We start from the raw sequence: 11,068 nt of genomic DNA, 5'->3' as shown, positions 1-11,068 counted from the left end.
TACGATTTCCCAAAATTATAAATTATGTTGTTTGCTTATCGTTTACATTCTAATAATAATTGAATAGTTTTAATAATTATATGGAATAATGTAGACTCTATATGAAACAGTGTGATAATATGCAGAGATGAATTAAGGGGTGAAACCAAATGAGTTCGCATTTTTCCAATCATTCCTATAACAATCTGGATCTCAATCTATACACATGTGGCAAAGAGAGCTGTACCAGCAAACACTCTTATGGTCCAGCCATTCGAAGCGGGTATATGGTGCATTTTATTTTAAAAGGAAAAGGGATCTTTAAAGTCAACGATAAAATCTATCATTTGGAGAAAAACGATGCTTTCTTTATTGAACCGAAGGTTTTAATTTACTACGAAGCGGATGAGCTCGACCCATGGGAATATGCCTGGATTGGTTTTAATGGGGTGCAAGCAAAAGAATATCTAAGCCGGACCTGTATCCATAGGGACAATCCCATTTTCCGGTTTGAAGCGGAGGGCAGCCTTGCCCGCTGTATGGAGAGCATCGTGGTTTCTTCTACGCTGAAAACCAACAAGGACCTGTTGCTTGCATCCAAGCTGTATGAATTTCTGTATCTGATGTTTGATCTTTACCCTAATCAGGAAGTCAACCCTGAGGTAAGACAGCAGCGGTATATTAAAGAAGCGCTTCTCTTCATTCAACAAAACTATTCACACTTCATTACCGTAAGTGATATTGCCAAGTACATTTCAATTGACCGTTCGTATTTGCATCGTTTATTTAAACAGCAACTAAATAAGTCACCGCAGGAATTTTTATTGCATTTGAGGATTGAAAAATCGTGCTCCCTATTAAGAAATACTTCCCTTAAAATCGGAGATATTGCTCGGTCTGTAGGGTATAAAGATGTACTCCTTTTCTCCAAAATGTTCAAAACGGTCAACAAGGTAACTCCATCCGAATACCGAAAAAATTCTCCAAAATAACACCTTCGCTCGCAAGTAAGTTAGGCATATTCGTTCCAGAAACAAAAAATAGCGGTAGTATGGATCAACCTCATGTCCATACTGTCGCTATTGTCAAAAGAAAATAAAGTTCTAGACTGAAAAATAAAGTATTAGACTGACGTTGCTTCATTAAGCTAACGAGCAGGTTAACCTAACAAGTAGACTGCCAATTACGTTTGAAAATACCCAAACGTACCGCCGGTTTGACATTCAGAACTGGCCTTTTGAATTTGGTGGAGTTAAAGGGAGTTCTAGTTGTGTCTCATCTATTATTTTGAACAAGCATTGTATTGAAGAGCCAGCGAAAATTCCATCTGAAATACTGAGCTAGATGCCAATCTTCATAACCATTTAGTACACCTTCATTTAACCAGTAAGACTCTGGTTTTCCGCTCGTCGCAGCTTCAGACACATAAGCGATCGTTTTTTCTAAAAAGCGAATGACATCTAGAATTTTATCTGGAGTGGACACATCTCCATGCCCGGGAATAACAGTATCTACCTTCAGATCTCTTTGAATGCGTTTTAGGATGCGTATCCAAGCGTATGGATTACCGTATGGCATGACCGGAATCGTCTTGTTGGTTATTAAATCACCAGCAATTAAGGTTCGTTCTTCAGGCACGTAAACAACGGCATCGCTTAAAGAATGGCCGCCTCCGTAAGATAAAACTTCGACAGTGCGTTTTGCGCCTTTTATAACTAGTTTATCGTCAAAAGTTATCGTGGGTATCACTCTACGAAGGGAAGGGATAGCATTATATAGAGCTCTCTGCACAGAAAGATCATAACCGATTTCGGTTAACATGTGCGGATTTTTTTCTTGTGAATGTACTTGATGCAGGCTATTTATTAACTTCTGAATGTTTTGTTGCATTAGATCAATATTCACTTTACCCATTTCAGATAGCAAATCTCTTGTCCAAACGGTAGATATAAAATCACTTTCCATGAATTCCTGATTGCCGTTGACATGATCTCCATGGAAATGAGTATTGATCACATATTTAATTGGTTTATTCGTTAATTGCTCTGCGGATTGACGTAACAAAGCACCAGAATGCGGTAGGTTGGTTGTGTCCACAACAACGGTCAAATCCCCAAGGTCAATAATTGCCGCATTCCCCAGAGAACCACTACCAGGTACCGAAATAGCACCCCAGATACCTTCCGCTGCTTGTTGAATCGTGAAATATTTGTTGTTCATTGTTTATACCTCCATCAAAATAAGTTTGACACCATTTCCTTTTATCTTTAGGTTGTTTTTTGTTTTCATGTATATCAATAAGCAACTTTAGCTTACAAGTTAGAGTCAACTAGAAATCAAGCACAAACTTTGAAATGAAGTTAGAGGTGCAAATATCGACTTCAAATTGACTTAAAGATGTATAATAGTTTTAAATTTTGGTTTAGAAAAAAGGAGTGACATATAAAACAATGCTTACTATAAGCCAAGTATCAGAAAGAACGGGGTTAACTCCTTATACGATTCGCTATTATGAAAAAATTGGAGTGCTACAGGAACCAAATCGAAGAAATGGAAGGACACGTATTTATACCGAAAGTGAGGTTTCATATATACAATGTTTAATTAGATTGAAAAAATTGGGATTGTCGCTTGAGGAGATCACGGAATTTACTCGTGACGGATGTGTACTGGATAAAATTCAACAAGGGGAAGAACTTGCTAATTTTACTCCTGCCTTACACATACGGATAGAAATTCTTGAGAAGCATCTGATGGAACTGGAATCCAAGCGACAGGAACTTGAGCGCATGATTTCCCTTGCCAACGAGAAGATAGCCCTGTACCAAAAACTTATGAAAGACGATATAGTAATGTAGGAAACTTGGTTCATCACCAGCATATACGATGGCAACAGAATTGGTTGAACTAACGGGAAACGATAGCTCAATCAATTGGCTTTTACCACGCCTTATTTAATGCCAAAGAGAGCCTATCCATTTATTAATTGGAAATGATTTAACCTCCAAATCAAAGTGATGGGCTTATTTTCTTTCTCCTAAGCACTACACTACATTAGACTGACGCTATTTCATAAACCTAACGGGCAGGATAGTTTAAATACAAATTTTACATAGTAAATTTATTTCTGACGGTTGTATACTATGGGTGTCAAACATTTCCTAAATATAGAAAAGTAGAATTGGGAGGCCTCTCTAAAATGGATGGAACGATAAATGAAAAGTTACTCGAGGCAGACATTGCTTCGTTACAAGCGGCGATGGAATTAGGCACGTTAACGGCAGTGGATTGTGTTCGCTGGTATTTGGAGCGAATTGAACGATTTAATCCAATTCTGAAAGCGGTGCTGGAAGTTAATCCGGACGCGCTTGCTGTCGCAAAGTCGCTAGACGAAGAACGACAGAAAGGTGGATCTCGCGGACCGCTTCACGGCATCCCGATCGTTCTCAAGGACAATATCGATACAGGTGACCGTATGCACACTAGTGCTGGGTCGGTCGCACTGGCGAACCACTTCGCACCGAAGGATTCGTCCGTAGCTGCGCAATTAAGGGCTGCAGGAACAGTATTCTTAGGCAAGGCAAATATGACGGAATGGGCGAATTTCATGTCGCCTACGATGTGGGCAGGGTATAGCTCTAGAGGTGGCTTGACACTAAATCCTTACGGTCCTGGTGAGTTGTTCGTAGGTGGATCGAGCTCGGGCTCCGGTGTAGCGGTTGCCGCAAATTTGTGTACCGCTGCCATCGGAACGGAAACTTCCGGTTCAATTATCAGCCCATCCTCGCAGAACTACCTCGTCGGCCTGAAGCCCACTATCGGGCTCGTCAGTCGTTCGGGCATCATCCCGATTACTCATAGCCAAGATACAGCCGGTCCAATGACTCGGACGGTCAGGGATGCTGCGATCTTACTCGGTGCCATGACAGTGGCGGACCCGGAAGATACAGCCATGTTATCTAAAGAGCGAATAGCGCACAAGGACTATACACGGTTTTTGGATCTTAACGGTTTGCGTTCTGCGAGAATTGGTGTTCCGCGTCAATATTATCGAGGACTGGACCAAGCCCGGTTGGCGATTATCGAACGGGCGATCGCTTTGTGCAAGGAATGCGGGGCCACTATCATCGACCCGATCTCATTGCCTTGCGAGAGTGCTAAGTGGGACTGGGATGTGATGCGGTTCGAATTCAAGAAAGGACTGAACGATTATCTCGCCAAAGCAGGTACCGGCGCCTCGGTTAGAACGTTAGATGAACTCATAGTGTATAACGAAACGAATCGCGACTCCGCGCTTAAATACGGCCAAGATACGCTAATCTGGTCTAACGAAACGAGTGGCATGTTAACCGAAACGGCGTACATCGAGAGTTTACGCCTGAACCGAGAGATAGCCAGAGGCCAGGGGATCGACTACGCAATTCGCGAGTATCGATTGGACGCGCTGCTGTTCCTTGGTAACGAGGATGGACTCGACTTGTCCGCACGTGCGGGGTATCCTGCCATTACAGTGCCGGGAGGATATGCTGAGACAGGTATCATCGCAGAAGGGGGCTATACGACCAAGGGGCCGCAGGGGATAACCTTTGTCGGAACCGCATACAGTGAGCCTTCACTATTCAGACTTGCCTATGCTTACGAGCAAGCAAGCAATAACCGTTTTGCGCCGCCCGATCCGGTTTAGTCGAGAACTCAATCAAAGAACAGAGAAGCATTTACATTGCTCACTAAACTAACGGAGAACGTTAGTTCAATGGAAACAGCGACAGTCTAGGACTTTATTTTCTCATCCTTGGTTGTCGCTGTTTCCATTTTCTAGGCTCAGTCTAATACTTTATTTTTGCTGACAGCTATTCAATTAACATCAGTTCCCTTTTTGCTTCGCATAATACTCGGTGATCAGATCGAGGAACACCTTGGGAAACGCCAAGGTGGCCATATCCGCTTCGCTGATCCAGCGGTACCCCGCTGGCAGCGCATTATGCGCGTGCTCCGCCTGCTCAGCCAGCGCAATTAACGCACCTGGCTTCGCTCCGGTGCTGTAGCTGGCCCGCTGCTCGGCAGCCAGCGGGGGGCCTCCCGCCTCCCCGGCAGGGGCGGCGACCTCCTCACACTGGAACACACGCAGATTCCAGTGAATGTGGCTGAACGTGTGCTCCGCCTCACGTACAAACCGCACCGGGCGCGCAAGCACGCCCTCTGCCAGCAAATGAGCCGCCAGATGGTCCATGGCGGGCTCATCTGGCACCGGGCCGTTGTAGCCCTCCGGTCTGGCAAGCTCATGCGGCAGCTCCCACATGCGGGCCAACAGGCCCTTGGCCGGGCGCTGCCGTACGAGCAGACGGCCGGTGTTCGCTCCGCTGCCCTCGATGAGAGCGACGGAGCGCGGCTCCAGCCGCGGCGGTTTCGCCTTGGTCTTGACCGGCAGCGTCTCCTCGCGACCTGCCAACCTGCCCGAGCAATGCTCCATGACCGGGCAGGTCAGACAATGAGGCGACTTCGGCGTACAGACCAGTGCGCCTAGCTCCATCAGAGCCTGATTAAAATCAGAGGCTCTTCCTTCGGGAATCAGCTCCCGTACCAGACTTTCCATATGTGCCCGCGTGCTGCCTTTCATAATATCCTCTTCAATGAGAAAATAACGCGACAGCACACGCATCACATTCCCGTCCACAGCAGGCTCTGGTCGATTGAAGGCGATACTCATAATCGCCCCCGTCGTATACGGGCCTACTCCTTTCAGTGCAGCAACAGCTTGTGTATCATCCGGCACCTGTCCGCCGTGAAGCTCAACTACTTGTTTTGCCGCAGTTTGCAAATTCCGGGCCCGCGAATAATAGCCCAGTCCTTCCCATAGCTTAAGCACATCCTCCTCGGGTGCTTCCGCCAGCGCTTCAATCGTAGGAAAACGTGCAATAAAGCGATTAAAATACGGAATGACCGTATCGACACGCGTCTGCTGAAGCATAATTTCCGAGATCCAGATATAAAAAGGATTCCGATGACGTCGCCACGGCAAATCGCGTTTGTTACGTGTATACCAATTCAACAGTTCAAAGCTGAAATAACGCTTTTGTTCCAATGTATTTGTAGTCATCACATCACGTCTCCTTATATTCGACAATCACAAAAGCAGAGGCAATGTTAGGCTGATGTGTAATACTCAAGTGAATGCTGTAATTTGAGTCACCTGTATTCGGCAATCTCAGTCGATCCCACGCGGATGAAGACAAATAAACTACTGGCTTCCCCCCAGGTTCCGGTAAAATATCCATATCGCCAAACCCGATGATTTGCCCAATTCCGCAACCGAAGGCTTTCGTTATCGCTTCCTTGGCAGCAAAGCGCCCTGCTACAAACTCCGTTAGTCTACCCTTGCGTTCCACAGCAAGCTCGCGTTCTGCCGGGGTCAGCACTCGATTCAAAAACGCATCTGCATATTTACCTGCCAAAATATGAGCCATACGGCTTATTTCCAGCACATCATGTCCAATTCCGTAGATCATTTGGGTATTCTCCGTCCTTTATACTTTACTGGATCTATTGTAACAGTGCGTCCACACCCTGGCGAGTCACAAAGGCGTAAAAACAGCACCAAAATATGTTAAAATAAGAAAGGCTATAGATGAATGTTTGAAATTCAGCTGATATGCCCATTTTAAAAAAATTCCCGTAGAAAGGAAGGATAGGATGTCAGAAACCATTATTGTTGAAGCAGTTACCGAAGCAGGAACAGATGCGGTGATCCGGGCTTCCTGGTTTCCCTCTAAAAAAACAGCCAAAAGCCTGCTCATCATCGCTCATGGCTACAAAGGATTTAAGGATTGGGGCATGTTCCCCTATATAGCAGAAGCATTGAGTATGGATAACCATGTTGTGACCTTCAACTTTTCACATAATGGCATAGGTGAGGATCTGGAGAATTTTACCGAGCTGGAAAAGTTCGCACGCAACACCTATAGCCGCGAACAAGAGGATTTGGAACTATTGCTATCCAATCTGAGAGCCCGTCATGAGTTCAGAGAATTGCCATTGTTTCTGTTAGGTCATAGCCGAGGCGCGGGAAGCTGCTTTGTATATGCTCTAGATCATCCCGGCGAGATTGCTGGCGTCATTTCATGGAATGGCGTGACAGATCTTGATCTGTTTACTTTACCGCAAAAAGAAGAAATGCGCGCCAAGGGGCGCAGCTATGTGGAGAACGCCAGAACCGGGCAACAGCTCCCGCTGGATGTTATCATTCTGGAAGACCTGGAACAAAATCGCCAGCGTTTTGCCATTGTAGACAGACTTGCCAACAGCCAGCTCCCAGCTGTACTGATCCAGGGAACCGAAGATTCCAAACGTCTACGAGAAGGCTCTGCCCTGCTCACATCCGTTCGTCCCGACATCGAATGGGTACAAATTCAAGGCGGCAATCATACCTTTAATACCGTTCATCCATTCCAGGGAGGCAGTCTTCCACTGGATCAGGCGATTACCGAAACCCGCCGCTTCATTGAGTGGATCGCCAATTAATTATTACCCCTTCAATACAAACGGCGATCCGCCGGGCGGATCGCCGCATTTATTTACTTCAGAATTTTGCAAATCCTCGCTTGAGCATTTTAAAATTACATAATGATTAATGCTTAGACTCCTGGGATGCTTGTCCGCTTATGCGCAGTACGTGTAAAGAAGCTTTCCAGCTTTTCGCGTGCCGCCGGGTCAATTTCCTTGCCTTCCAGATAGTCACTGTTTGCTTCGTAGGAGATCCCCAGTTCTTTTTCATCCGTCTGGCCTTCCCACAATCCAGCTGTAGGCGCTTTGTCCAAAATGGCCTGCGGAACTCCGAGATAGCTGGCGAGCAAGCGCACCTGACGTTTGTTCAGCGTGCTAAGTGGCGTAATATCGACCGCACCATCGCCCCATTTGGTATAAAAGCCTGTGATGGCTTCGGAAGCGTGATCTGTGCCAACGACGAGCAAATTCAGCTCATTCGCAAGTGCGTACTGAACTACCATACGTGTTCTTGCCTTTACATTCCCTCTCACTTGCGGAGTAATCGAACGCTCAAGACCAATATCCTTTAACGTATGCTCCACTTCCACGGCAACCTTGTCCACGGCTTCCTTAATGTTCGTTTCCCCGGCATATTTCAGGTCGAACGCTTTGGCAACCGCGTAGCTATGCTCGATATCTTCCTGTTGGCCGTATGGCTGGAATACACCCAACGTTTTGTATTCGTCTCCTTGTTCCTGCGTCAATTCATCTGTAGCGCGCTTGCACAAAGCAGCTGCTACGGCACTGTCAATCCCGCCACTGATGGCGATCAACAGCCCTTTGCTTCCCGTTTTCGTTACATACGACTTGAGGAAATCCACACGCTTACGGACCTCTGCCTCTACGTTAATCGTAGGCTGTACTCCCAATTCAGCAATAATCTGTTCCTGCAAACTCATCAGATAAGCACCTCTTTTTTAGGAATTTCCTTCACAAGCCAACATGCAAAAGCCCCGGCAAGTTTCGCAGGCGAAAAATGCGGGGCATAGCTTGAGCAGTCTTACCGGCAAAAACGATCAAATGCACTGGTCAAATCAGCAGCAATCTGATCTGCCGAACGATCCTCCACCTGATGACGCTCGATGAAGTGAACCAGCTCGCCGTCTTTCAACAGCGCGATAGAAGGGGAAGACGGTGGGTAAGGTGCGAAAAATTCGCGAGCCTTTGCCGTTGCTTCCTTGTCCTGTCCGGCAAAAACCGAATACAGATGATCTGGCGTAATATCATGCTTCAGTGCTTCACCCACACCCGGGCGGCATTGGCCTGCGGCACAACCACATACCGAGTTCACAACCACCAGCACTGTTCCTTTACTATTAGGCAGCTTGGCCTCCACATCTTCAGAGGTACGCAGTTCCTGAATCCCAAGATTCGTCAGTTCATCGCGCATCGGCTGAACTGAATCTCTCATATATTGATCGAAAGACATAGACATATTCTTTCACTCCTTTTCCGAAAATCATGTATAGTACGTTTCTAATTTCATCCTTTGCCGTAGTAAAGGCATGGACATCTAAATTTCATTATACAATCTTTTTCACGTAATTTGCAAAAATCCGGCTATATTTTTGAACGATTATTTCTGTATCGGACTCATGACAGGAGGCTCAGAATGATCCCGGTAAGTCGGGACGGTTCTGCGCAATCGAACTTTAAACTGCGTGCCCATTCCCTCCACCGAATCTACGGCAATCGTACCGTGATGACGCTCCACTATACTTTGACATAAGGCCAGACCCAGACCTGTACCTTTCGTTTTGGTGGTGTAAAAAGGTTGGAACAGCTTTTCAAGCTGTTTTTGCGAAATTCCAGGCCCTGTATCCTTTACTTCCAGTTCCACGAAATCCCCTTCCTCATGAGTAGAAATGGTCAGCACTCCCTTTTCCCCCATGGCTTCCATCGCATTACGCGATAAATTAAGCAGCAATTGCTTTATTTCCTTAGGGTTCAAATGCAGCATCGTCACATGATCCTCCAGCTTTAGATCAATCGTCTGCCCCCTCAGATTCGCATCTGCCCACAATAAAGGCGTCAGTTCGCGAATAATATCATGCAGATGACATTGCTCCTTCTCGACAATTCGATTCTGGGCCAGTGAAAGAAAATCGTTAATAATCCCGTTCGCCCGGTCAAGTTCCTCCATCACAATGCGGTAATAATGGTTGAGGGATTCTGGGCTTTTCTCACGCATAAGCTGTAAAAAACCACGCACAACCGCCATCGGATTACGTATTTCATGAGTAATGCCCGCTGCCATCTGTCCAACCAGGCTGAGCCTCTCGAAATTGCCCAGCTCACTGCGCAGCGTCTCAAGCTCTGTAATATCTTGCAGGGCGATAATGACGCCTGTCGTTTGGTTTACATGTTTATCCCGAATAGGAAGGAAACTGGAGAAGAATACTTTGGGAGTAACATTTATAAAATCAGCACCCGCCTCTCCTTCCAATGCTTTCGCAACTCGTTCGTTAACCACAGGTAAAGTGTCAAAACCATATAACGTGCTCAATGGACGACCCACTATCTCAGGCAGTGTAATGTAGGGATCGTAGTTTCGATAGAGTTCCAGCATCGTTTTGTTCATATGTATAACTCGTTCTTCGCTGTCCAGAGTAACAAGAGATAACGGCATCAAATCCATAACTTGACGCAGCTTATCCACTTCAATTAAGTATTTGCTCGTAAACTCAGTCACATCACGCCGAAGCGTCAGTTTCTCAAAGGCATTATGCATTAGACTCACGACCGTAAAACTTGCCAGCACCCCTGCACCCATATTCCAAAACGTTGTAAGTAAGTCAGGAATGTATACAGAAACATCCTGTTTGCCCCACAGTAGCGGAAATATCGCCTTAAACAGCATATCAGCCACAACATATGCAGAGATCAGGAGCTTTTTGTCCAGCAATGTTCCTCTTTGAAAAAACTTGACATGCAGGAGCATAAAAGGAAAAAGGATAAAACCAGTGCCCACATACATTGGGGACATTTCTGTCGACTGGGCTATAATCAGGACACCCATCAGTGCGGAAGCAGCGAGCACAAAGGCAGTGCGACGTCTACCGTACATGATGCCAACAGCAAGGGGAATAATACCGAGATTAGAAGGTAGACCATACGGAGACTGATATTGAAAGAGTGTACATAGCAATATGGCTGGTAAGCAACACAAATACAGTATTCCTTGAGTGGGTCCAGGAAGCAGATTGCCGCCCCAAACCTTTTTCTTATCCCCATAATCCGTTAATATAGAGAAAAAACCCGCCGATATAACGGCAAGGAGAACTTGGAGCACACTTTCCTTCAACGCAATTAACAAGGACTTCTCCCCCTCATCATCTTTCCTTGACGCCGTTAGTTGAATTAAAGCACAGGCTACAATATATTACAATATATGTGTTAAAATTCCGGTATAGAACGACAAAATCTGCTAAATACCAGATGTATATAAGAAGATCGTTTTTACGCGTTTTAAAATCCTGTAAATTGAAAAATATACACGTTTACCGTGCCCTTAGGTTATCTAAAATGACGGTATTGCGATATGATG

Annotated in this window: 10 protein-coding genes; 4 read left to right on the top strand and 6 right to left on the bottom strand. The window is 45.7% G+C overall.

The features are described 5' to 3' along the window. Positions 1 to 149: 149 nt before the first annotated feature. On the top strand, positions 150 to 971 hold the full coding sequence (locus tag NSS94_RS04050; protein ID WP_069011274.1) for an AraC family transcriptional regulator: 822 nt from the start codon (positions 150 to 152) through the stop codon (positions 969 to 971). Between the two features lie 283 nt (positions 972 to 1,254). Here the strand turns inward: NSS94_RS04050 and NSS94_RS04045 are convergent, their stop codons facing one another. Further along, positions 1,255 to 2,199, bottom strand: a complete 945-nt coding sequence (locus tag NSS94_RS04045; protein WP_318627575.1) for an MBL fold metallo-hydrolase — start codon at positions 2,197 to 2,199, stop codon at positions 1,255 to 1,257. A gap of 230 nt (positions 2,200 to 2,429) precedes the next feature. Between NSS94_RS04045 and NSS94_RS04040 the strand changes: the two genes are divergently transcribed. Together NSS94_RS04040 and NSS94_RS04035 are read left to right on the top strand one after the other, a co-directional pair. Then, a complete protein-coding gene (locus NSS94_RS04040) occupies positions 2,430 to 2,837 on the top strand; it encodes a MerR family transcriptional regulator (protein ID WP_318627576.1) in 408 nt (135 codons plus the stop codon). 341 nt (positions 2,838 to 3,178) lie between these two features. Beyond that, the gene (locus tag NSS94_RS04035) at positions 3,179 to 4,663 is read left to right on the top strand and encodes an amidase family protein (protein ID WP_318627577.1); all 1,485 of its coding nucleotides are present in this window, start codon (positions 3,179 to 3,181) and stop codon (positions 4,661 to 4,663) included. Between the two features lie 180 nt (positions 4,664 to 4,843). On the opposite strand, the gene mutY is transcribed toward NSS94_RS04035, so the two are convergent. After that, positions 4,844 to 6,076 (bottom strand): A/G-specific adenine glycosylase, encoded by a 1,233-nt coding sequence (mutY, locus tag NSS94_RS04030; protein ID WP_341038717.1) that lies wholly within the window; start codon positions 6,074 to 6,076, stop codon positions 4,844 to 4,846. Positions 6,077 to 6,080: 4 nt separating this feature from the next. Then, entirely contained in the window at positions 6,081 to 6,485 is a 405-nt protein-coding gene (gene acpS, locus NSS94_RS04025; protein ID WP_029515799.1) for a holo-ACP synthase, read from the bottom strand. 184 nt (positions 6,486 to 6,669) lie between these two features. On the opposite strand from acpS, the gene NSS94_RS04020 reads away from it, so the two are divergent. Beyond that, positions 6,670 to 7,497: an alpha/beta hydrolase family protein gene (locus tag NSS94_RS04020; protein WP_341038715.1), complete on the top strand. Its 828-nt coding sequence runs from the start codon at positions 6,670 to 6,672 to the stop codon at positions 7,495 to 7,497. A 113-nt stretch (positions 7,498 to 7,610) separates the two neighbouring features. Here NSS94_RS04020 and nadE read toward each other — a convergent pair whose 3' ends face one another. The 3 genes from nadE to NSS94_RS04005 all read right to left on the bottom strand — a co-directional run bounded on the left by nadE (position 7,611) and on the right by NSS94_RS04005 (position 10,837). Continuing rightward, a complete protein-coding gene (gene nadE / locus NSS94_RS04015; RefSeq protein ID WP_025722646.1) occupies positions 7,611 to 8,420 on the bottom strand; it encodes an ammonia-dependent NAD(+) synthetase in 810 nt (269 codons plus the stop codon). A gap of 101 nt (positions 8,421 to 8,521) precedes the next feature. Continuing rightward, positions 8,522 to 8,956: a BrxA/BrxB family bacilliredoxin gene (locus tag NSS94_RS04010; protein ID WP_029515801.1), complete on the bottom strand. Its 435-nt coding sequence runs from the start codon at positions 8,954 to 8,956 to the stop codon at positions 8,522 to 8,524. A gap of 141 nt (positions 8,957 to 9,097) precedes the next feature. After that, entirely contained in the window at positions 9,098 to 10,837 is a 1,740-nt protein-coding gene (locus NSS94_RS04005; protein WP_039270619.1) for a two-component system sensor histidine kinase NtrB, read from the bottom strand. Between the last annotated feature and the right edge of the window lie 231 nt (positions 10,838 to 11,068).

Source organism: Paenibacillus sp. FSL L8-0644 (genome assembly GCF_038008165.1).
GTDB lineage: Bacteria > Bacillota > Bacilli > Paenibacillales > Paenibacillaceae > Paenibacillus > Paenibacillus polymyxa_D.
Note: the sequence above shows the minus strand (reverse complement) of the source record. Positions and strands in the feature narration are given on the sequence as shown.